Origin of the sequence: Streptomyces cyaneofuscatus (genome assembly GCF_000718135.1) — a bacterium.
Lineage (GTDB): Bacteria > Actinomycetota > Actinomycetes > Streptomycetales > Streptomycetaceae > Streptomyces > Streptomyces cyaneofuscatus.
Genome location: NZ_JOEM01000015.1, coordinates 1 through 22,394 on the forward strand (window position 1 = coordinate 1; position 22,394 = coordinate 22,394).

The 22,394-nt window shown below is 68.8% G+C and carries 18 protein-coding genes and 1 pseudogene; 5 read left to right on the plus strand and 14 right to left on the minus strand.

Annotated elements, in window-relative coordinates; genetic code table 11:
* Positions 1–295 precede the first annotated feature (295 nt).
* From IF17_RS0123685 to thyX, 3 genes are all read right to left on the minus strand, one after another.
* Positions 296–1,981, minus strand: coding sequence for a ribonuclease J (locus IF17_RS0123685; RefSeq protein WP_030569288.1), 1,686 nt, complete (start codon positions 1,979–1,981; stop codon positions 296–298).
* Between the two features lie 139 nt (positions 1,982–2,120).
* The gene (gene dapA / locus IF17_RS0123690; RefSeq protein ID WP_030569291.1) at positions 2,121–3,020 is read right to left on the minus strand and encodes a 4-hydroxy-tetrahydrodipicolinate synthase; all 900 of its coding nucleotides are present in this window, start codon (positions 3,018–3,020) and stop codon (positions 2,121–2,123) included.
* 152 nt (positions 3,021–3,172) lie between these two features.
* Entirely contained in the window at positions 3,173–3,910 is a 738-nt protein-coding gene (gene thyX / locus IF17_RS0123695; protein ID WP_030569294.1) for an FAD-dependent thymidylate synthase, read from the minus strand.
* Positions 3,911–4,107: 197 nt separating this feature from the next.
* Between thyX and IF17_RS0123700 the strand changes: the two genes are divergently transcribed.
* Together IF17_RS0123700 and IF17_RS0123705 are read left to right on the plus strand one after the other, a co-directional pair.
* Positions 4,108–4,347, plus strand: coding sequence for a hypothetical protein (locus IF17_RS0123700; protein ID WP_030569297.1), 240 nt, complete (start codon positions 4,108–4,110; stop codon positions 4,345–4,347).
* Between the two features lie 141 nt (positions 4,348–4,488).
* Positions 4,489–5,040, plus strand: coding sequence for a PH domain-containing protein (locus tag IF17_RS0123705; RefSeq protein ID WP_030569300.1), 552 nt, complete (start codon positions 4,489–4,491; stop codon positions 5,038–5,040).
* A 111-nt stretch (positions 5,041–5,151) separates the two neighbouring features.
* Here the strand turns inward: IF17_RS0123705 and IF17_RS0123710 are convergent, their stop codons facing one another.
* The 6 genes from IF17_RS0123710 to eccD form a co-directional block, all read right to left on the minus strand.
* Positions 5,152–5,622 carry a tetratricopeptide repeat protein gene (locus IF17_RS0123710; RefSeq protein ID WP_030569304.1) on the minus strand — a complete coding sequence of 157 codons (471 nt, stop codon included), beginning with the start codon at positions 5,620–5,622 and terminating at the stop codon, positions 5,152–5,154.
* Positions 5,623–5,633: 11 nt separating this feature from the next.
* Entirely contained in the window at positions 5,634–6,386 is a 753-nt protein-coding gene (dapB, locus tag IF17_RS0123715; RefSeq protein ID WP_030569307.1) for a 4-hydroxy-tetrahydrodipicolinate reductase, read from the minus strand.
* Positions 6,387–6,411: 25 nt separating this feature from the next.
* A complete protein-coding gene (locus IF17_RS0123720) occupies positions 6,412–7,791 on the minus strand; it encodes a M16 family metallopeptidase (RefSeq protein ID WP_030569310.1) in 1,380 nt (459 codons plus the stop codon).
* Entirely contained in the window at positions 7,788–10,001 is a 2,214-nt protein-coding gene (locus tag IF17_RS0123725) for a polyribonucleotide nucleotidyltransferase (protein WP_030569313.1), read from the minus strand. Before IF17_RS0123725 ends, IF17_RS0123720 begins: the two co-directional genes overlap by 4 nt.
* A 309-nt stretch (positions 10,002–10,310) precedes the next feature.
* Complete coding sequence (rpsO, locus tag IF17_RS0123730; RefSeq protein WP_003965855.1) at positions 10,311–10,601, minus strand: 30S ribosomal protein S15; 291 nt, start codon at positions 10,599–10,601, stop codon at positions 10,311–10,313.
* A gap of 229 nt (positions 10,602–10,830) precedes the next feature.
* Positions 10,831–12,333, minus strand: coding sequence for a type VII secretion integral membrane protein EccD (gene eccD / locus IF17_RS0123735; RefSeq protein ID WP_030569316.1), 1,503 nt, complete (start codon positions 12,331–12,333; stop codon positions 10,831–10,833).
* A gap of 325 nt (positions 12,334–12,658) precedes the next feature.
* Between eccD and IF17_RS0123740 the strand changes: the two genes are divergently transcribed.
* From IF17_RS0123740 to IF17_RS0123750, 3 genes and pseudogenes are all read left to right on the plus strand, one after another.
* Complete coding sequence (locus tag IF17_RS0123740; RefSeq protein ID WP_030569319.1) at positions 12,659–16,633, plus strand: type VII secretion protein EccC; 3,975 nt, start codon at positions 12,659–12,661, stop codon at positions 16,631–16,633.
* A gap of 144 nt (positions 16,634–16,777) precedes the next feature.
* Positions 16,778–17,170: pseudogene (locus IF17_RS0123745) on the plus strand (hypothetical protein); the annotation flags it as partial.
* 356 nt (positions 17,171–17,526) lie between these two features.
* On the plus strand, positions 17,527–17,838 hold the full coding sequence (locus tag IF17_RS0123750) for a hypothetical protein (RefSeq protein ID WP_030569325.1): 312 nt from the start codon (positions 17,527–17,529) through the stop codon (positions 17,836–17,838).
* A gap of 350 nt (positions 17,839–18,188) precedes the next feature.
* Here the strand turns inward: IF17_RS0123750 and IF17_RS0123755 are convergent, their stop codons facing one another.
* From IF17_RS0123755 to IF17_RS0123775, 5 genes are all read right to left on the minus strand, one after another.
* Entirely contained in the window at positions 18,189–18,488 is a 300-nt protein-coding gene (locus IF17_RS0123755) for a WXG100 family type VII secretion target (protein ID WP_018509534.1), read from the minus strand.
* 34 nt (positions 18,489–18,522) lie between these two features.
* A complete protein-coding gene (locus IF17_RS0123760) occupies positions 18,523–18,885 on the minus strand; it encodes a WXG100 family type VII secretion target (protein ID WP_018509535.1) in 363 nt (120 codons plus the stop codon).
* A 77-nt stretch (positions 18,886–18,962) separates the two neighbouring features.
* Positions 18,963–20,222 carry a S8 family serine peptidase gene (locus IF17_RS0123765; RefSeq protein WP_030569330.1) on the minus strand — a complete coding sequence of 420 codons (1,260 nt, stop codon included), beginning with the start codon at positions 20,220–20,222 and terminating at the stop codon, positions 18,963–18,965.
* A 25-nt stretch (positions 20,223–20,247) separates the two neighbouring features.
* Positions 20,248–21,924, minus strand: coding sequence for a WXG100 family type VII secretion target (locus IF17_RS1000000138000; protein WP_078616013.1), 1,677 nt, complete (start codon positions 21,922–21,924; stop codon positions 20,248–20,250).
* Positions 21,921–22,370 carry a hypothetical protein gene (locus IF17_RS0123775; RefSeq protein WP_030569336.1) on the minus strand — a complete coding sequence of 150 codons (450 nt, stop codon included), beginning with the start codon at positions 22,368–22,370 and terminating at the stop codon, positions 21,921–21,923. Before IF17_RS0123775 ends, IF17_RS1000000138000 begins: the two co-directional genes overlap by 4 nt.
* Positions 22,371–22,394: the final 24 nt, after the last annotated feature.

A 22,394-nucleotide genomic window follows, 5' to 3' on the forward strand; every position in this document is an offset into this window, starting at 1 on the left:
TCGAGGTTCTTCGCTTTCGCGTTTTCCCTTTCCGGCGGTTCCAACTTTACCAGACTCTTTTTCGTTCCGTTTCCGGTCCGAATTCGATTTCCGGTGGCCTGTGGAGTGGCCTTGCCTTTCGGCGGATCCGACTTTATCAGAGATTCTGAGTCGGAATTCCCGCCCCCATCCAGGTTGTCCCCGGCGCACGAGTGCGCGCGGTGCTTCCCGGTCGGGCGGAGCCGTAAACGTACTGGAGCGGGGCGCCCCGATGCAAATCGAGGGGCCCCGCTCCCGTACGGGCTGGTCAGGAGGGTCAGACCTCGACGACGACCGGGAGGATCATCGGGCGCCGGCGGTAGGTGTCGGAGACCCACTTGCCGACGACGCGGCGGACCATCTGCTGGAGCTGGTGGGGCTCCATGACGCCGTCCTGGGCCGACTTGTCCAGGGCTTCCTGGATCTTCGGGGTGACGCCGACGAACGCGTTGTCGTCGATGCCGGAGCCCCGGGCCTGGATGTGGGGGCCGCCCACGATCTTGCCGGAGGAGCTGTCGACCACGATGAAGACCGAGATGATGCCCTCGTCGCCGAGGATGCGGCGGTCCTTGAGGGAGGTCTCGGTGACGTCGCCGACCGAGAGGCCGTCGACGTACACGTAACCGGCCTGGACCTTGCCGACGATCTTCGCCTTGCCGTCGATCAGGTCGACGACCACGCCGTCCTCGGCGATGACGATGTGGTCCTTGGGCACGCCCGTCAGGGCTCCCAGCTCGGCGTTGGCGCGCAGGTGGCGCCATTCGCCGTGGACCGGCATCAGGTTCTTCGGCTTGCAGATGTTGTAGAAGTACAGCAGCTCGCCGGCCGAGGCGTGGCCCGAGACGTGGACCTTGGCGTTGCCCTTGTGGACGACGTTGGCGCCCCAGCGGGTCAGGCCGTTGATCACGCGGTAGACCGCGTTCTCATTGCCGGGGATGAGGGACGACGCCAGGATCACCGTGTCGCCGGGGACGATCCGGATCTGGTGGTCGCGGTTGGCCATCCGGGAGAGGGCGGCCATCGGCTCGCCCTGGGAGCCCGTGCAGACCAGCACGACCTCGTCGTCCGGGAGGTCGTCGAGGGTCTTGACGTCGACGACTAGGCCCGCGGGGACCTTGAGGTAGCCGAGGTCACGGGCGATGCCCATGTTGCGGACCATGGAGCGGCCGACGAAGGCGACCCGGCGGCCGTACTCGTGGGCCGCGTCCAGGATCTGCTGGATGCGGTGCACGTGGCTGGCGAAGCTCGCCACGATGATGCGCTTCTGCGCGTTGGCGAAGACCGTGCGCAGGACGTTGGAGATGTCCCGCTCGGGCGGTACGAAGCCGGGGACCTCGGCGTTCGTGGAGTCCGAGAGGAGGAGGTCGATGCCCTCCTCGCTCAGACGCGCGAACGCGTGGAGGTCGGTGAGCCGGCCGTCCAGCGGGAGCTGGTCCATCTTGAAGTCACCGGTGGCCACGGCCATGCCCGCGGGGGTGCGGATCGCGACCGCGAGGGCGTCCGGGATGGAGTGGTTGACCGCGATGAACTCGCAGTCGAAGACGCCGATGCGCTCGCGCTGGCCCTCGGTGACTTCGAGGGTGTACGGGCGGATGCGGTGCTCCTGGAGCTTCGCCTCGATGAGCGCGAGGGTCAGCTTCGAGCCGATGAGCGGGATGTCCGGCTTCAGGCGCAGGAGGTAGGGCACGCCGCCGATGTGGTCCTCGTGGCCGTGCGTGAGGACGATGCCCTCGATGTCGTCCAGGCGGTCCCGGATCGTGGTGAAGTCCGGCAGGATCAGGTCGATGCCCGGCTGTTCCTCCTCGGGGAAGAGGACGCCGCAGTCGACGATGAGCAGGCGGCCGCCGTACTCGAAGACCGTCATGTTGCGGCCGATCTCGCCCAGGCCGCCGAGCGGGGTGACCCGCAGGGCGCCCTTCGGGAGCTTCGGGGGGGTGCCGAGTTCAGGGTGCGGATGGCTCAAAAGACTCTCCTTAACCACACGCGCCACGTACCGCTGAGGCACGTGGCGCGCATGTCATTCGTGCACTTGCTGTTGTCTTGGGGTCGTGCTCTCGCGAGGTGCCTCGCTCGTTCTCTTCATTCAGTTGTGAAGTCTGTGGTTACAGCTGTACCCCGCCGGCGGCCAGGTCGATCTTGAGCTGGGCCGTCTCCTGGGCGGTGAGTTCCACCAGGGGCAGGCGCAGCGGTCCGGCCGGGAGGCCCTGGAGCGTCAGCGCGGCCTTGGTGGTGATCACGCCCTGGGTGCGGAACATGCCGGTGAAGACCGGGAGCAGCTTCTGGTGGATCTCGGTGGCCTTCTGGACGTCGCCGCCCAGGTGCGCCTCGATCAGGGCCCGCAGGTCCGGGGTGACCACGTGGCCGACGACGGAGACGAAGCCGACCGCGCCGACGGAGAGGAGCGGGAGGTTGAGCATGTCGTCGCCGGAGTACCAGGCGAGGCCGGACTGGGCGATGGCCCAGCTGGCGCGGCCCAGGTCTCCCTTGGCGTCCTTGTTGGCGACGATCCGCGGGTGGTCGGCCAGCCGTACGAGGGTCTCGGTGTCGATCGGGACCCCGCTGCGGCCGGGGATGTCGTACAGCATCACGGGCAGGCCCGTGGAGTCGGCGATGGCCGTGAAGTGACGCAGGAGGCCTTCCTGCGGCGGCTTGTTGTAGTACGGCGTGACGGCGAGGAGCCCGTGGGCGCCGGTGCGCTCGGCGGTGCGGGCCAGGTCGACGCTGTGGCGGGTGTCATTGGTGCCGATGCCGGCGACGACGTGCGCCCGGTCTCCGACCGCTTCGAGCACCGCCCGTACGAGCTGGTCCTTCTCCGCGTCACTGGTCGTCGGGGACTCACCGGTGGTGCCGTTGACGATCAGTCCGTCGTTGCCTGCGTCCACCAGATGGGCGGCGAGCCGCTGGGCGCCGTCGAGGTCGAGAGCGCCGTCCGCCGTGAAGGGCGTGACCATAGCGGTGAGGACCCGCCCGAAGGGGGTCTGCGGAGTGGAGATCGGAGCCATGGGTAACACGCTACTCGCTGCTCAGCGCGTGGTCCCCCCTCGGGGGGACGGGGAAGAGGAGCCCGGCACTGCCTGCTCGGGGGTTCAAGCAGTGCCGGGTCCGTTTGATCAGCCTAGATGAACTTCTCGAAACGCCGCAATACGGACACCGCTTACGGGGCTACTCGTCCATTTTTGTTGAAGGCCGCATGAGTGAGCGGCATGAGCTGCGCCCAGTGGGCTTCCATCTGCTCGCCGACCATCTCGATCTCGCGCTGCGGGAAGGACGGGACCTTCGCCAGCTCGTGCTGGGTGCGCAGGCCGAGGAAGTGCATCAGGGAGCGTGCGTTGCACGTGGCGTACATCGTCGAGAAGAGGCCGACCGGGAGGACCGCGCGGGCCACCTCGCGGGCCACGCCGGCCGCGAGCATCTCCTGGTAGGCCGCGTAGGAGGCCCGGTAGGAGTCTTCCATCGCACGGGTGGTGAGGTCGTACTGCTCCTCGGTGCCCTCGACGAACTCGTACTTGCCGGGGCGGCCCTGCTGGACGAGCTTGCGGGAGGTTCCGGGGACGTAGAAGACCGGCTCCAGCTCCCTGTAGCGGCCCGATTCCTCGTTGTACGACCAGCCCACACGGTGCCGCATGAACTCGCGGAACACGAAGATCGGGGCGCTGATGAAGAAGGTCATCGAGTTGTGCTCGAACGGGCTGCCGTGCCGGTCCCGCATGAGGTAGTTGATCAGCCCCTTGGACCGCTCCGGGTCCTTGGTGACCTCTTCCAGCGACTGCTCGCCGGCGGTGGAGACCCGGGCGGCGAAGAGCACGTCCGCGTCGCCCGCTGCGCTTTTCACCAGGTCAACGGTGACATCGCTGCGGAAATGGGGCTTTGCGGGTTCGGGGGTGTCGGTCACCGGCGGGGGTCCTTCCAGGGGCGGCGCTCGGGCGGCGACCACTTTACGGGCCGGGTGGGTGACGCATGCACGCGGCGGCGTCGGGCAGCCGTTCGTGGAGTCCGTCCAAAAAGTACGGCGATTCGGGCACCGATCCGGCCGTTCGTACGTCTGACTCATTAGCAGCACCCGCCACTGAGATCAAGGAGAGTTTCCTCATGTTCCGCCGGCGTGAATCCGTCCCGTTCTCGTTCGTCGCCGAGGCCGACCGATTCCGCAGTAATGTCACTCCCCCTCCCGCCCCCCGTGCCAGCGTTCCCGAGCTGCTGGGGCGCTCCCTCGTCGGGCTGACCGTGGTCGCCGGGCTCGTGGGGTCGCTGCTGCTGGGTCTTCCGGCGCTCGACTCCGGGCAGTCCGCCTCGCAGGGCAAGCAGTCCGAGGCGTCGCAGGGCCGCTGACTCCCGCCCCGGGGCCGTTGAGTCCCGCCCCGGGGCCGCTGGACTTACTCGTACGGACCCCCTGGGGTGGTCTGTTCGGGGGCGGCCTCGGTAGCCTCACCGGGCACAGCAATCGAGCGTGCTTGTGAGTGAGGATGAGTCGTGCCCCTGCCCTTTCTGACGGCCGACCGCGCATTCGATGCGAGCGCGGAGGACGTTGCGCTGCCGTTCGACGACCACGACAGCTGGCGGCGGCCCTACCGCCCCGGCCCGTGGCGGGTCGCGGCGGCGGCCGGTCAGCTGCTGCTGGCCTCGTTCGTTCTGCTCGCGGCGATGATCATCGCTTTCGCCGGAGCGCCTTCCGGGGCCCTGGTCTGTCTGCTGCTGGCCGGCGCGCTGATCGGTGCCGCTCTGCGGCTCCTGCGGGTCGGTGCGTGGGTGAGCCGGCACGGTGTGCGGCGCGTGGGGTTCTTCCGGACCACCACGGTGCCGTGGGGGGCCACCGCCTCCGTCCGTACGGTCCAGCAGCCCGTCAAGTGGCTGGGGCTGCCCCGTACGGTGCAGGGCCAGGCGCTGGTCGTGGTCCGGCAGAACGGTGAGACCCTGCCGCCGCTGGCCTCCGACCACAACGCGGACTTCCTCGGGCGCGAGGAGGCGTTCGAGCGGGCCACGGATGCGGTGGAGGCTTGGGCGGATGAGTATCGGCACGGGTAGCCGTGCCGCCGTTTACGCAGGTGAGCCCGGGGCCGTTGGTCGGTCCCGGGCTCACCTGCGTACAGGCGGGAAAGATGTCCTCAATCGCCGGACGGGCTTGATTTGGTGTCCTCAGACGCCGGACGGGCTGGAGGGAGCGGGCTGGCTGGAGCGGTGCAGGGCGATCGCCCTCTGCATGGCCTTGCGGGCCCTCGGGGTGTCCCTTGCGTCCTGGTAGGCCACCGCCAGCCGGAACCAGGCGCGCCAGTCGTCCGGGGCGTCCTCCGTCTCCTCGCGGCGCTTGGTGAAGACCGCGTCGGCGGCGTCCCGGTCGATGCGGCCGGACGGGGTGCGGAGCAGGTCGTCGACCGGGAGGCCGCCCTCCGCGTCCAGTTCGGCGGCCAGGGCGTTGGCGCGTCGGGCGAACTGGGTGTTCTTCCAGAGGAACCAGACGCCGATCACCGGCAGGATCAGCACGGCTACGCCGAACGTGACCGTGAGCAGCGTGCCGTGGCGGATGAGCATCAGGCCGCGGCCGCCGACCAGGACGAAGTAGAAGACCAGGACGGCGGCGGTGACGAAGTAGGTGATCTTTGCGCGCATGGTGGGCTCAGTCAGTTCAGGTCGAGGAAGTGTTCCAGGCCGAACGTGAGGCCGGGAGTGGTCACCACGCGGCGGGTGCCGAGCAGGATGCCCGGCATGAAGCTGCTGTGGTGGAGGGAGTCGTGGCGGATGGTGAGGGTCTCGCCCTCGCCGCCGAGCAACACTTCCTGGTGGGCCAGCAGGCCGCGGAGGCGGATCGCGTGGACGGGGACGCCGTCGACGTCCGCGCCGCGCGCGCCGTCCAGGGCGGTGGTGGTGGCGTCCGGCTGGGGGGCGCTGCCCGCCTTCGCGCGGGCCTCCGCGATGAGCTGGGCCGTGCGGGTGGCGGTGCCGGAAGGCGCGTCGACCTTGTTCGGGTGGTGGAGCTCGACGACCTCGACCGACTCGAAGTAGCGGGCGGCCTGCTCCGCGAACTTCATGGTCAGGACCGCGCCGATGGAGAAGTTCGGGGCGATGAGGACGCCGGTCTCCGGGGAGTTCTCCAGCCAGGCGGTGAGCTGCGCGAGCCGTTCGTCGGTCCAGCCCGTCGTGCCGACGACGGCGTGGATGCCGTGCCGGACGCAGAAGTCGAGGTTGCCCATCACCGATGCGGGGGTGGTCAGCTCGACGGCGACCTGGGCGCCCGCCTCGGCGAGGGCCTCCAGCTTGTCGCCCCGGCCCAGGGCCGCCACCAGCTCCAGGTCGTCGGCGGCCTCGACCGCTCGTACGGCCTCGGAGCCGATCCGGCCCTGAGCACCGAGAACGGCTACGCGCAGCTTGCTCATCTTGTATTCCTTAAGGATTAAGGGATTAGGAGACCGCTTCGTGGAGACGGTCCGCCTGCTTGTCCTTGAGCGGGCCGATGACCGAGAGCGAGGGGCGGTGGGTGAGGAGCTCGCCCGCCACCTCCCGTACGTCGTCGGGGGTGACCTCCGAGATGCGGGCCAGCATGTCGTCGACCGACATCTGCTCGCCCCAGCACAGCTCGCTCTTGCCGATACGGTTCATCAGCGCGCCGGTGTCCTCCAGGCCGAGGACGGTGGAGCCGGAGAGCTGGCCGATGGCGCGGGTGATCTCGTCGTCGTCCAGGCCGTGGGTGGCGACCCGGTCCAGCTCGTCGCGGCAGATCTTCAGGACGTCGTGGACCTGGCTGGGCCGACAGCCCGCGTAGACGCCGAAGAGGCCGCAGTCGGCGAAGCCCGAGGTGTACGAGTACACGCTGTAGGCCAGGCCGCGCTTCTCCCGTACCTCCTGGAAGAGGCGCGAGCTCATTCCGCCGCCGAGGGCGGTGTTGAGGACGCCGAGCGCCCAGCGGCGGTCGTCGGTGCGGGCCAGTCCGGGCATGCCGAGGACCACGTGGGCCTGCTCGGTCTTGCGGTTCAGCAGCTCGACCTTGCCGGCGGTGCGCAGGGTGCGGGAGCCCTCCCGGGGCGCCATCGGGACGGCGTCCGTACGGGAGAGGGCCCCGGCCTTCTCGAAGGCGCGGCGGACCTGGCGTACGACCGTGGCGTGGTCGACGTTGCCGGCAGCGGCGACGACCAGGTGCGTGGGGTCGTAGTGCTTCTTGTAGAAGCGGGCGATCTGGCCCCGGTTCAGCGCGTTGATCGTGTCGACGGTGCCGAGGACCGGGCGGCCGAGGGGGGTGTCGCCGAGCATGGTGTGCGCGAACAGGTCGTGCACGCAGTCGCCCGGGTCGTCCTCGGTCATCGCGATCTCTTCGAGGATGACGCCGCGCTCGGCGTCGACGTCCTCGGGGGCGATCAGCGAGCCGGTCAGCATGTCGCAGACCACGTCGATGGCGAGCGGCAGGTCGGTGTCGAGGACCCGCGCGTAGTAGCAGGTGTACTCCTTCGCCGTGAAGGCGTTCATCTCGCCGCCGACCGCGTCGATCGCGGAGGAGATGTCGAGGGCGGTGCGCTTGGCGGTGCCCTTGAAGAGGAGGTGTTCGAGGTAGTGGGTCGCGCCGTTCAGGGTGGGCGTCTCGTCGCGTGAACCGACGTTGGCCCAGATGCCGAAGGTGGCGGACCGGACGGAGGGCAGGGTCTCGGTGACGATCCGCAGACCGCCGGGGAGGACGGTGCGGCGGACGGTGCCGATGCCGCCTGTGCCCTTGAGAAGCGTTTGGGTACGGGCGACGGCCCGCGCCTCCGAGGAGGTGCGGGCCGTCGTCGCGGAACTACGGGACGTCACTTGTCGGTGTCGTCCTTCGTCTCGTCCTCTTCACCCTCGATGACGGGGATGAGGGAGAGCTTGCCGCGGGAGTCGATCTCGGCGATCTCGACCTGGACCTTGGCGCCGACGCCGAGCACGTCCTCGACGTTCTCCACGCGCTTGCCACCGGCGAGCTTGCGGATCTGCGAGATGTGCAGCAGGCCGTCCTTGCCCGGCATGAGCGAGACGAACGCGCCGAAGGTGGTCGTCTTGACGACCGTACCCAGGTAGCGCTCGCCGACCTCCGGCATGGTCGGGTTGGCGATGGCGTTGATCGTGGCGCGGGCGGCCTCGGCCTGCGAGCCCTGCTGCGCACCGATGTAGATCGTGCCGTCGTCCTCGATCGTGATGTCGGCGCCGGTGTCCTCCTGGATCTGGTTGATCATCTTGCCCTTGGGGCCGATGACCTCACCGATCTTGTCCACGGGGATCTTGACCGTGATGATCCGCGGGGCGTTCGGGGACATCTCGTCCGGGACGTCGATGGCCTCGTTCATGACGTCCAGGATGTGCAGACGCGCGTCACGGGCCTGCTTCAGCGCGGCGGCCAGGACCGAGGCGGGGATGCCGTCGAGCTTGGTGTCGAGCTGGAGCGCGGTCACGAACTGCTTCGTACCGGCGACCTTGAAGTCCATGTCGCCGAAGGCGTCCTCCGCACCGAGGATGTCGGTGAGGGCGACGTAGTGGGTCTTGCCGTCGATCTCCTGCGAGATCAGGCCCATGGCGATACCGGCGACGGCGGCCTTGAGGGGCACACCGGCGTTCAGCAGAGACATGGTGGAGGCGCAGACCGAGCCCATGGACGTCGAGCCGTTGGAGCCCAGCGCCTCGGAGACCTGGCGGATCGCGTAGGGGAACTCCTCGCGCGACGGCAGCACCGGCACGATGGCGCGCTCGGCGAGCGCTCCGTGGCCGATCTCGCGGCGCTTGGGCGAGCCCACGCGGCCGGTCTCGCCGACGGAGTACGGCGGGAAGTTGTAGTTGTGCATGTAGCGCTTGCGGGTCACCGGGGAGAGGGTGTCCAGCTGCTGCTCCATACGGAGCATGTTCAGGGTGGTGACGCCCAGGATCTGGGTCTCGCCACGCTCGAACAGCGCCGAGCCGTGCACGCGCGGGATGGCCTCGACCTCGGCGGCGAGCGTACGGATGTCCGTGACGCCACGGCCGTCGATGCGGACCTTGTCCTTGATGACGCGCTCGCGGACCAGCTTCTTGGTCAGCGCGCGGTACGCGGCGGAGATCTCCTTCTCGCGGCCCTCGAAGGCCGGGAGCAGCTTCTCGGCGGCGATCTCCTTGACGCGGTCCAGCTCGGCCTCGCGGTCCTGCTTGCCGGCGATGGTGAGCGCCTGCGTCAGCTCGGAGGTGACGGCCTTGGAGAGCGCCTCGAAGACGTCGTCCTGGTAGTCGAGGAAGACCGGGAACTCGCCGACCGGCTTGGCGGCCTTGGAGGCGAGGTCGGACTGGGCCTTGCAGAGCGCCTTGATGAAGGGCTTCGCGGCGTCCAGACCGGCGGCGACGATCTCCTCGGTGGGAGCCTCGGCGCCGTCCTTGACGAGCTGGATGGTCTTCTCGGTGGCCTCGGCCTCGACCATCATGATCGCGACGTCGCCGTCCTCCAGGACGCGACCGGCGACGACCATGTCGAAGACGGCGTCCTCGAGCTCGGTGTGCGTCGGGAACGCGACCCACTGGCCCTTGATCAGGGCGACGCGGGTGGCGCCGATCGGGCCGGAGAAGGGCAGGCCAGCCAGGATCGTGGAGCAGGAGGCGGCGTTGATCGCGACCACGTCGTACAGGTGGTCGGGGTTGAGCGCCATGATCGTCTCGACGATCTGGATCTCGTTGCGCAGGCCCTTCTTGAAGGAGGGGCGCAGCGGGCGGTCGATCAGGCGGCAGGTGAGGATCGCGTCCTCGGAGGGCCGGCCCTCACGGCGGAAGAAGGAGCCGGGGATCTTGCCGGCCGCGTACTGCCGCTCCTCGACGTCCACCGTGAGGGGGAAGAAGTCGAGGTTCTCCTTGGGCCGCTTGGAAGCGGTGGTGGCCGACAGCACCATGGTGTCGTCGTCCAGGTACGCGACGGCGGAGCCGGCGGCCTGCTTGGCCAGGCGGCCCGTCTCGAAGCGGATGGTGCGGGTGCCGAAGGTTCCGTTGTCGATAACGGCCTCGGCGTAGTGGGTCTCGTTCTCCACTAGTGATTTCTCCATACTCGTCGTCTTTCGTCCTGCCGCCCGTATGGCGGAGGACGGTGCGGGAGAAGCGCACCGTGTGTGCGGGCCGGTCTTCGATCGAAGCTCCCGGGCATGTTCCCGGGGGCCACTACCGAGGACCGGCGGCGGCGTCGCTGCGCCTCTCCCTCGTATCCCTCGTACTCGTACTGCGGTGGTGCGGTGTTACAGGTGTTCCGGTGTCCAGGTTACTGAGCTTGACACCGGTCGCGCACGTACGGCAAAGGGAGCGGTCCCCTCAGACGCGGGAACCGCTCCCTCTCCACGGCGTACTTACTTGGCGCCGCCGGCCGCACCGCGGCGGATGCCGAGGCGGTCGACCAGCGCACGGAAGCGCTGGATGTCCTTCTTGGCCAGGTACTGCAGGAGGCGGCGACGCTGGCCGACCAGGATCAGCAGACCACGACGGGAGTGGTGGTCGTGCTTGTGCGTCTTGAGGTGCTCCGTCAGGTCCGAGATCCGGCGGGAGAGCATGGCGACCTGGACCTCGGGGGATCCGGTGTCACCCTCCTTCTGGGCGAACTCGGACATGATCTGCTTCTTCGTAGCGGCGTCGAGCGGCACGCGTACTCCTCTTGATGTTCGAAGCGCCCACGAGTGCCCCTGGTCTTGATCTCAGGGGAGCTTCCGTGACTCGGAGGCGAAGGTCCGATGAGCGCAGTCCCCAGGATGATCCGGAGAGGCGTACACAAACGGCCACTGGTCAGAGTACCAGCCATTCGGGTCACCCCCGGACGGTGCCCGCGCGAGGTCCGGTGGTCAGCTGGTGAGGGCGCGGATCGAGCGGTAGGGGTCAGCTGGTGAGGGCGCGGATCGAGCGGTAGACGTCGAAGACCGCCAGGCAGAGCGGCAGCAGCGTGAGGAGGACGGCCGTCTCGGCGATCTCCAGGAAGCGGCCCCAGAACGGGGTCACGCCCTTGCGCGGCACGATCAGGCCGATGGCGGTGATCAGGGCCGCGACGCCCGCGACGGCGGCGGCGAGCCACACCGTACGGATGTCCAGGGCCGCGCCGTCCCCCCGCAGCGCGTCGCGCACCAGGGTGAGCGGCGGGTTGAGGGAGAGGCCGAGGCCCAGGAACACGAGGGAGCCGAGGCCCGCGGCGAGGGTGCAGCCGACCTGGGCGGTGTAGCGGAACAGGTGGGCCCGCATCAGCATGGCGACCCCGGTGGCCAGGGCGAGCAGCTGGCCCCAGACGTTGTCCGAGAAGCCGAGCACCGCGGCGGCGGCCACGGCCACCAGGGCGCAGCCGCCGACCAGGCCGAGGAGCAGTTCGTGGCCGCGGCGCGCCTGGGCGGCGATCCGTACGGCGTCGACGGGGCCCTGGGGCGCCGGCTCGGCGGTGCCGTAGTCGCCGACGGCGGAGCGGGGCGGTTCGAAGCCGATGGGGAGGCGGGCGAAGCGGGTGGAGAGGCCGGGCAGGAAGGCCAGGGCGCCGACGGCGAAGGGGGCGCAGACGGCGGCGGCCTCGATGGGCGCCAGCTCCGCCGTGATCGCGATGAAGGTGACGACGAGGCCGGTGGCGCTCGCGAAGACGAACGCGACGAACGGTCCGTCGCCGCCGGGTGCGGTGATCATGAGGATGACCGCGACGACCAGCACGGCGGCGCAGGCGAGCAGGAACTGCAGCCGGCCCACGCCCTGGCCCGTGCTGAGCGAGAGCAGCCCGGAACCGGCGACCGCGGCGTTCACCATCGCGCCGGTACCGAGCGCGATGGACGAGCTCCGGTCGTCGTAGACGCGTGCCCGGACGCAGGCGAGGGCGAGCAGGAGTACGGCGGTGACCGCGGCCAGGATGCCGGGCAAACCGTGCATGTCGTGCCTGGGGTCGGCGGTCCAGAGCACGAAGGCGAGCAGGGTCAGCAGGACGGACCCGCCGAAGAGGCCGGCGCCGCGCATGAGGGAGTCGCCCCAGAGCGTGCGGTCCTTGGCCACGGCGGTGGCGACGGCGTCGGAGACGTCGTCGAAGACGGCGGGCGGCAGCGACTCGGCGAAGGGCCGCAGGGAGAGCAGCTCGCCGTCGAGGATGCGGTGGCCGGCCAGCGTACGGGCGCTGTCCAGGACGGTGCCGTCGCGGCGTACGAGGTGGTAGCCGACGGGGGCGCCGGGGGCGGGGCTCTGTCCGGAGAGCCGGAGGATCTCGGGGTAGAGGTCCGCGACGGGCACGTCCTCGGGCAACGCCACGTCGACCCGGCTGTCGGGTGCGACGACCGTGACCCGGCAGAAGCCCGTGCCGTTGCCGGACGGGACCCCGTGACTCGGCCGGCCGGTCGTGGTGGCTGCCGCTTGGGCCGTCATTGTCACCTGCTGCTCCCCCATGCATGTTTGTTCTGGACTTCGGCGGCGGCGCTCCGAAGTGACCGCGGCCGCTGTTCACGGCTGTTCCGGAACCGCTGTGTGCCGTTCTGGAACTTCTGCCGGAAACACCCCTGAGGGCGGTGGATCCCGCCCCGCGTCCCGAATGACCGTCTTCTTGCGGTAGTTAGCGGATGCGTATACGCATCGCGACACCCTACCGCCAAGCGGCCCCCGCTCCGCCAGTAGGATCCATCCCGCGGATGGAGCCCGTCGCCACGGGGGCGCCGATAGGAACACTTCCGTCCGGCAAGGGAATTGGTGAGCTGTGAGCCAGATCGTCGTCAAGCGCCCACCGCGGGCCCTGCCCTCCGAAGTGCCGGTCGAGCAGGTGCAGTTGCAACCTCCGCCGGAGCTCCCCCGGGGCCAGCAGGAGGGCATGCTCATGCAGCTCCTGCCGATGCTGGGCATGGGTGGCTCGGTCGTCTTCTTCTTCATGACGGACAAACCGATCATGCGGATCATGGGCGTGATCATGATCGCCTCCACGGTGGCCATGGCCATCGCCATGATGGTGCGTTTCCGCCGGGGCACCCAGGGCCAGCTCGCGGACATGCGGCGGGACTATCTGAAGTACCTGACGCAGACGCGGCGCACGGTGGTGAAGACGGCGCGCAAGCAGCGTGACGCACAGTTCTATCTGCACCCCTCGCCCGAGCAGCTGTGGGCGCTCGTCGCCGAGGGCAGCCGGGTGTGGGAGCGGCGGGTCGCCGACGCCGACTTCGCGCAGGTGCGCATCGGTCTGGGCAGCCAGGAGCTGGCGACGCCGCTCATCGCACCCGAGACGGCGCCGGTGGATGAGCTGGAGCCGCTGACGGCCGGGGCGATGCAGCAGTTCCTGACGACGCACTCCACGCTGGAGGGCCTGCCGATGGCCGTGTCGCTGCGGGCGTTCTACCACCTGACGATCGGTGGCCACGCGGAGTCCGCGCGCTCCTCGGCGCGGGCGATGGTCGGTGCTCTGGCCTCGCTGCACTCCCCCGAGGATCTGGTGATCGGGATCGCCACGGGCGCCGAGGCGGCCCCGCAGTGGGAGTGGGCGAAGTGGCTCCCCCACGTACAGGACAGGAGCTCGACCGATGGTGCGGGCAGCCGCCGTCTGATCACCGGTGGCGTGCTGGAGCTGGAGCAGCAGCTCGCGGCCCGGCTCGACGGCCGCCCCCGCTTCCAGCCCGGCGGCCAGCCGCTCCTGGAGCAGCCGCACGTCGTCATCGTCCTGGACGGTGATTCGGTGCCCCCGATGTCGGTGCTCGCCTCGGCCGAGGGCTTGCAGGGCGTGACGGTCATCGAGGTGGTGCCGGGCGAGGTGCAGGGGGCGCGTGGCGGCCTCTCCGTCGTGGTGCAGCCGGAGTCGTTGCAGCTGGAGTCGGGGCAGGGGCTCGTCTACGAGGGGGTGCCCGACCTGCTGAGTTACGAGGCGGCCGAGGCACTCGCCCGTCAGCTGGCCCCTCTGCACATGGCGACGGGCGGGGACGACGACGAGCCGCTGCTGGCCAACCTGGAGTTCACGGATCTGCTGAACCTGGGCGACGCGGCCTCCATCGAGGTGAGCCGGACCTGGCGCCCCCGCTCCCAGGCCGAGCGGCTGCGCGTACCGATCGGTGTCGGTGAGGGCGGCGCGCCGGTGATGCTGGACCTCAAGGAGGCGGCGCAGGAGGGGATGGGCCCGCACGGGCTGTGCGTCGGGGCGACGGGTTCCGGAAAGTCGGAGCTGCTGCGCACGCTGGTGCTCGGTCTCGCCGTCACGCACACCTCGGAGACCCTCAACTTCGTCCTCGCGGACTTCAAGGGCGGTGCGACCTTCGCCGGGATGGCGCAGATGCCGCACGTGGCCGCGGTGATCACCAACCTGGCGGACGACCTGACGCTGGTGGACCGCATGGGCGACTCCATCAGCGGTGAGCTCAACCGCCGCCAGGAGATGCTGCGCGACGCGGGCAACTACGCCAACATCCACGACTACGAGAAGGCGCGCGCGGCGGGTGCGCCGCTGCAGCCGATCCCTTCCCTCGTCCTGGTGATCGACGAGTTCAGCGAGTTGCTGACGGCGAAGCCCGACTTCATCGACATGTTCGTGCAGATCGGGCGCATCGGCCGTTCGCTGGGCGTGCACCTGCTGCTGGCGTCGCAGCGCCTGGAGGAGGGGCGGCTGCGCGGTCTGGAGACGTACCTCTCGTACCGCATCGGTCTGCGGACCTTCTCGGCGGCGGAGTCCCGGGCGGCGATCGGGGTGCCCGACGCGTACCACCTGCCCAATGTGCCGGGTTCCGGGCTGCTCAAGTTCGGTACGGAGGAGATGGTGCGGTTCAAGGCCGCGTACGTCTCCGGGGTGTACCGGGCGGGTGGTCAGCCGGTCGCGTCCGGGGGGCCGCTGCCGGTGGACCGCCGGCCGGTTCCGTTCACGGCGGCGCCGGTGCCGGTGCGGTACGTGCAGCCGAGCCCGCAGGCCGGGGCCGGGGTGCCGGACCAGCGGGCGGGGGACGACGACGCGCTGGCGGACACGGTGCTGGACGTGATCGTGCGGCGGCTGGAGGGGCGGGGTGCCTCCGCCCACCAGGTGTGGCTGCCGCCGCTGGACAACCCGCCGTCGCTGGACGAGCTCCTGCCGGGGCTGACGGCCGTACCGGGGCGCGGGCTGACGCAGCCCGGGTTCGAGGGGGCGGGGCGTCTCGTCGTACCGCTGGGCGTGATCGACAAGCCGTTCGAGCAGCGGCGCGACACGCTGTACCGGGACTTCTCCGGGGCTGCGGGCCACATGCAGATCACCGGTGGCCCGCAGTCCGGCAAGTCGACCCTGCTCCGTACGCTCATCGCGGGCTTCGCGCTCACGCACACCCCGCAGGAAGTCCAGTTCTACGGGCTCGACTTCGGCGGTGGCAGCATGTCGTCCATCGCGGGCCTTCCGCATGTCGGCGGGGTCGCCTCGCGGCTGGACCCCGAGCGCGTGCGCCGTACGGTCGCCGAGGTGTACGGCATCCTGTCGCGGCGCGAGGAGTACTTCCGCAGCGCCGGTATCGACTCCATCGCCACCTTCCGCCGGATGCGGGCGCGCGGCGAGATCTCGGTGACGGACCAGCCGTGGGGCGACGTCTTCCTGATCATCGATGGCTGGGGCAACTTCCGTTCGGATTACGAGGCGTTGGAGAACGCCGCCGTGGACATCGCGGCGCGGGGCCTCGGTTACGGCATCCACCTGATCGTCACCGCGTCACGGTCCATGGAGGTCCGGGCCAGCCTGAAGGACCACCTCATGAACCGTCTGGAGCTGCGGCTCGGCGACGTCATGGACTCCGAGCTGGACCGCAAGGTCGCGGTCAACGTGCCGGCGGGGGTGCCGGGTCGCGGGCTGACGCCGGAGAAGCTGCACTTCATGGCGGCGGTGCCGCGGATCGACGGCATCAACTCCGACAGCGACCTCTCCGAGGCGACGGCCGCGATGAACGCGGAGGTCGCCCGCCACTGGACGGCTCCGCCCGCGCCGCAGGTACGCCTGCTGCCGCGCTCCCTGCCGGCGAGCGAACTGCCGGCGGGCTACGCCGCTCCGGAGCGCGGTATCGCCTTCGGTATCGACGAGAACAACCTCGCGCCGGTTTTCGTCGACTTCGACCACGACCCGTTCTTCCTCATCTTCGGCGAGAGCGAGTCCGGCAAGTCCAACCTGCTGCGGCTGATCATCAAGCAGCTCACCGAGCGGTACGACGGCGACACCTGCAAGCTCTTCGTCATCGACAACCGGCGCTCCCTGCTGGACGTGACCCCTGCGTCGCACCTGGCGGAGTACATCCCCATGTCCAACAACATGGACCACCACATGGTCGCGCTGCACGACCTCATGAAGCGGCGCACGCCTTCGGCCGACGTCACGGCCCAGGAACTGCGGGACCGCAGCTGGTGGCGCGGCCCGACGGTCTACGTGATCATCGACGACTTCGACCTGGTCGCCACGTCGAGCGGCAACCCGCTGTCGTCCCTGACGGAGCTGCTGCCGTTCGCCCGCGACGTGGGCGTCCGCTTCATCATCGCCCGCAACACGGCGGGCGCGAGCCGGGCCCTGTACGACTCGTTCCTCCAGCGCATGACGGAGCTGGGCGCGCAGGGCGTGCTGCTGTCGGGCGACCCGATGGAGGGCGACATCCTCGGCGGCGTACGCCCGCGGCCGATGCCCGCGGGGCGTGGCCTGTTCGTCACCCGGCGGCGGGGGAACCCGCTGGTGCAGACGGGGTTGGTGGACGAGGGGCGGTAGTCCGGGGAGCGGGCCAGGACACGTGGTGGACGACGAGGGTGCGGGGGTCGTTCCGACCCTCGCACCTTCCTGACGGACGGGGGAGGTTCCCACTGATGGCTTGGGACGAATGGGAACAGCTGAAGGCTACCGCTGCTGACGAGGCCGGCGGGCGAGGCACCCAGCGTTGACACTCCACCTCACAACGCACAGCAGGCCAAGCTCATGGAGGCTCTCGTCGCCTCGATCTCGGACGACCCCGAGGGCCTGACCAAGCACGGCTACATGTCTGACAGCATCGGGCAGATCACCTCCGAGTACCTGCCGGACATCAACAGGGCCACGGCCGATGCCAGCGACGGGAATACGAGCATCCCGAAGCTCTTCCCGATCGCAGGCTCGCCTGCCGACCTGGCACATACGGACGTGACACGACTGCTGGTGTCCCTGGGGCAGAACCCGGAATGCTACAGCGCCGTGGAAGTGGGCCAGAAGGCGTACATGGGCAAGCTCATGGATTACCACCTCAACCCTGCCCTGCCGGACGACCAGAAGTACCCGCTCGCGACGGAGGACAATGACGGCAGAAGCAGACGACCACGAAGACCGGACATTTTGGGATGAGACAGGAGCACGTAGCCTTCCGCTCCATCTGCAACCCCACCCGGCCCGCAGACATCGCCCACATCAGCAACCCCGCCTGCAGCCCTACACTCCGAGAATCTACTCATAGGCGGACGGAAAAGATGAAAACGACCTCTTAGAGAGCGTTTCGTCCCGGCAGGGAAGCTTGACAACTCGGAGGACGAGCTGGCTTCAGGGAGTCGTGCAAGCGTGACGACCGAGTTGTCAGGGCTCGTAGACTCTGCAGCCGCGTACGGGACCGCCCGTAGAGGCAAGGAGGGGTGCCGGGGATGAGCAGTTTCGGAACAGCACGGCTGCTGATCAGCAATGGTGGTGAGGTCGCGCTGGAGCTGACCGTGGAGCCCTGGGCGGAGACGCACCGGATGCTCCCGGAGCAGACTTGGGCCATTGTCACCCACTCGCCTGCAGCGGATGGGCCCTGGTCCGGAACTCTACGTGGGGACGAACCCTTCCAGGTCGATCATCAGCCCGAATCGGTCACGGTGTGGGTCAACGGCAACTGCTTCCACCTGCGCGACACGGAAGAGAACGCGATCGACTCGGCTGACTGGCACTGCCCTGCTCAGGGCGCTTCCTCCTGACTCAGAAGTCACGCCACTCCTCGCGGAGTGGTTGCCGTTCGACGGGCAGCCTGCCCTCCCTTGAGCCGCCTGCGCGGAGATGGTGGCGTTCCGCAGATCGGCGTAGAAGCCGCTCTCTGAGTGACGAGCAAGCCCTCGGCGGGGGCTTGGGACGAGTGACTCCGAATTGCACGTACGTGGTCGAACACCGCAAAGGCGAGTTCTAAGGCCCGTACCCACAGCAGGGCACGTCCCGTCCCATGCTTCACCGCTCCCTGGCGAACGTCGTGACACAGAATCAGGGTGGACACCTCCCGCGCGTGTCCACCCTGATGTGCTGCTGTGCAGCCTGCCGCTTCCAGCCGGATCGGCTAGTGGAAGTTGGCCGCCGCACGCTTGTCGCCGCTGCGGTAGGCCGTCTCCGCGTCGCGCACGGCGCGGGAGATCTGGGCGAGGTTCTCCTTGATGCCCGTCGCCTGCGTGTCCCAGCGGCCCTGCGCGTCGCGGTAGGCCGTCTTGGCTTCGCCCTCCCACAGCTCCGAGACCGAGGCGATCATGGTCTTGATCGCCCGGAGGTCCTGGTCGAGCTGCTTGGCCTGGCGATCGATCGACGCGGCCGCGAGATCGAGGCTGGCATAAGTGACGACCGTCGTACCGTCGTTGGTGGCCATGTGGTCCTCCTTCAGTCGAGTTACGGAATACGGGTCAGAAGTTGTTCAGGTTCGAGGTCCGGGCCGTGGCCGCGGCGTCGCCCGAGTAGCCGTCGACGACGTCGACGCCCTGAAGGGCAGCCTTGATCTCTTCCTCGTTGTTGCCCGAGATCGTACGGGCGGCCTTGATGGCCTCCTGGAAGCGCAGCAGCTCGTTGCCGATGCCGACCATGTTGTTGTTGATCTGGACCTGCTTCTGGTTGAACGCTCCGGCGCCGATGCCCTTCCAGGCACCTTCGAGGCTGTCGATCGTCGCGTTCAGCTGCTTGAGCTGGCCCTTCACCGACTCGAACCTCTCGGTGAGCTCACCCTCGAGCCTGAGTAGGGCTGCAGCTGAGACTTTCTGGTCTGCCGACATGGCTTTCCTTTCCTTCCTTCCGGTGGATTGTGCGAGCCGGCATGGTTCGCCGGCCGGTGCATGTGAGGAACCTGCGGTCAGGCCGCGCCGCGTCTGCGGACGACGGCGAAGACCACTGCCCCGAGGACGGCCACGCCTGCGATGCCGCCGACGATCAGGCCCAGGGGGACGCCGCCGTCCGACGCCGCCGCCGCCTCGGTGTCGCCCGCTGCGACGGTCTCGTCGACCTTGTCGGCGTTCTCGTTCTGGGCGGGCTGTTCGGAGGCGGGGGCGGAGGATGTGGAGGAGGGCGCGGGGGAGGCCGGGGAGCCGCCCGTCCGCTCCGCGGTGAGGGGGCTGATGTCCGGGTCTCCGGGGTCGCCCTTGCCCTTGAGGATGTTCATCGCGGGGCGGATGAGGCCGTGACCGAGGTACTTGCTGAGAGTGCCCTTCTCCCAGTCCCTTCCGGCCGTGTCGAAGAGGACGTTGAGGACCTGATTGGCGGTCCAGTCGGGGTGGGCGGACCAGACCAGGGCGGCGGAGGCAGAGGCGATGGCGGTGGCGGAGCTGGTCCCTCCAATTCCGTCACAATACTTTTGGAAGGAATTGTCGCACCAACGGGGAATATCACTTCCCGGGGCGGCAACATCCACAGAATTGCCGTTCTGCGAAAACTTGGAGACCTTGCCCTTTTGATCCGCTGAGGCGACACCCACAACCTGAGGGTACGAGGCCGGATAAAGGTCGCCGTTACCCCCCTCCGCATTGTTTCCGACGCTGGCAAAAAAGAGCTTACCCTTGCTTTCCGCGTACTTTACGGCTTCCCTCTCGCGATCCAGGCTGAACTCGCCACCGAACGACATGTTGATAATTTTTGCATCGCTGTCGGCCGCAGCCCGAATAGCGTTCGCCCATTCCGTTGCGTTCAGGGAGGGCTTCTTCTGGAAATCGTCATTACTGATCCGCACTGGAATGATCTTGGAGCCCGGGGCAAGGCCCTTTAGCCCGCCACCCTTCCCCGTTCCGGCGATCAGTTCAGCCATGGTTGTGCCATGACCGTTGTAATCGTCGTTCTCGTCCCCCTCGGCCGCCGTAGCATCAGTGCCCTTGAGGACCTGACCCTGCAGGGACGAAGTGGACGCATTAACGCCTGTGTCGATGACGGCGACTTTGATGCCTTCGCCTGTCGTCACCTTCCACATCTCTTCAGCCTGCAACGCACTGAGGTACCACTGCTTGGGTTGCACGTCCGCAGCTGCGGCTGGCTGTGCCGCACCGGCAAGGACCACGCTCCACGAAGCGGTCACAGCCAGCGCGCTGAGTACACGCTTCTGGGAGCGGCCCATTCCTGCTGTCATCCTGACTTCCGAACCTTCCCTGGGACTACTGCTCGACCACCGGCGGCACGGCTCCGCGCCGTCGGGCCACCCATGTTTCTTCGTCTTCCGTCAGGTAGTCCGGACGAGTCGACCCGGTGTTCTCCTCGTCCTTCCGGTCAGTTTTCCGCCGACCGGCAGGGCCGCGGACCAGTCCTGCGCCACCGGCCGTGAAGCCCTTAGAGCCGGAGCCCGACGTCCCTCGGGCAGCTCCGACCACTCCATTGGCGCCCGAGACAGGCCCACCACGCTGGCCGGAGCGCGGCGCATTGCCACTTGCGCCGGGTCCGCCGATCACCGTTCCTCGCGACACTCCACGAGCCCCGCCGGCCCCGGACGCCGCAGAGGTGGCCCGCTGCGGCGTACCGCCCACGATGCCGTTGCCCTGTCCCGCACGAGAGGTACCCGGTGCCGCTGTGCCGCCATGGGCGGCGATGGGTCGGCCGCCCGTCACGCCGGACTGACCGGCCGTGGGCAGCTGTGTACCCCCGCCGGAACGCCCCGTGGCTGATGGCCCACTAGCCATCGGACTCGGACGGCCGACAGGCGCGCCGGTGCCGCCCCTGCCAGTAGCGCCGGCGCCGCTGGGGGATGCCTTACCCAGTCCTCCCCCGGCCTGGCTCATGGACCGGGGCCCACCCGCGGGTCCTGTGGCCCTTGAGGGGCCCACGGTTACCGGGTTCCCGAGACTCGGCACCACGGGCAGCGTCGGAGTGTTGACCGGGCCTGGGCCGCTCGTGGCCGGTGGTGTGAGAGGGGTACCGGTGGCCGTATTCGGAACGGTCGGAGTCGCAACACTGTTGATCTCCGTGGACGTGCTTTTGTCCAGCACAGGTGCAGGTCCGAGAGCGCCTACCGAGGTACGTTCACTCTGGTTGGCGTCAGCCGACCCGCCTACTGTTGCGCGCTCCGGTACGCCTTGCGTCACTCCCCCTGCGCGCAGGCTGTCGGTGCCTCCCGACGATCCCGAGCTCACATTTTGCTCCCCGTTGCCGCTCGGCCTGGGCACGTTGACACCAAGCCGCTGATCGAACCGCGGCGGTTCCTGCCCCGCCAGCACCTCCTCCGACACCGCGTAGTACGACGCCAGCCGGTTGATCTGGTTGATCGCCTCCTGGCGGTTCTTCTCCACCGTGAGAGCGGCCGCGTACTGCGGGTTCGTCTCGGTCCGGGCCGGGAACAGGATGTCGTCCACGTCCGTCTGGATCATCCGGCGGTCGCGCGGCGGCATGGAGTTGCGGACCGATGCCAGGCCGGTGCCGGCCACCGTGATCTGAGTGCCCGCCGCGTCGGCGAAGTCGCCGAGCTTCGTGGCGTGGGTCACCAGGCCCTTGCCCCATTTACGGAAGGCCTCGCCGGAGTCGCCCTGCCAGTCGACGCCGTCGATGTGGTCGCCGAGCTCCTTCGCCGCGCTCCGGATCGCGTCCCTGGCCTTCCAGAGCGCCTCGCCCGCGTTCTCCAGGTCGGCCGGGTTGGCGTTCTCCACCAGGTCGATGATGGCGTTGAGGTCGTGTCCCTCGAACGAGGTACGGCCTGCTCTGCCGCCGCCTCCGAAGGGAAAGATGCTCAGGACCTCCCGGCCCAGCTCCGTCATATCGGTGACGACCAGCTGGGTATTGACACGGCCCTCGTCCTGCTTCTGCTGTTCGGCAGGGGTCAGTTCCGGCTGCTTCTCGTCGCTCACTTCGCTCCCCACCCGGACTCGAACTGGTCGTCGTCGCTACGCTGCTTCTGCTTGACGGCTTCCTCGCGCTCCCGGTCCATCCGCGTCTGGATCTCGTGGAAGCGCCGCCGCGTCTCGTCGTCCACGTTGTCGAAGCCGACCGCCGCCGCGTGCACGCCCAGGCTCAGGTACTCGATCTGGTCGCCCAGCGACTTCGAGAGCGAGATCAGGGACTCGTGAACGCGGTTGTACTGGGTGTAGAGGCCGTCCGCCTCGGCGAAGCGGGCGTTCGGGCCGCTCAAGGAGGCGCGCGACACCTTCTGGGCCGCCACCTTCGACTTGCCTGCGGCCGAGCCCTCCAGGTCTGCGAGCAGGGCGTCCACCCGCTTCTTGAATGTCTCCAGCGCGCCTACGCCGCGCCTGAGGTCACCTGGACCGGTCCCCATGCCGTCCTCCCCGTTGTGCATCCCCGTTTGCTCGGATCGTTCTGC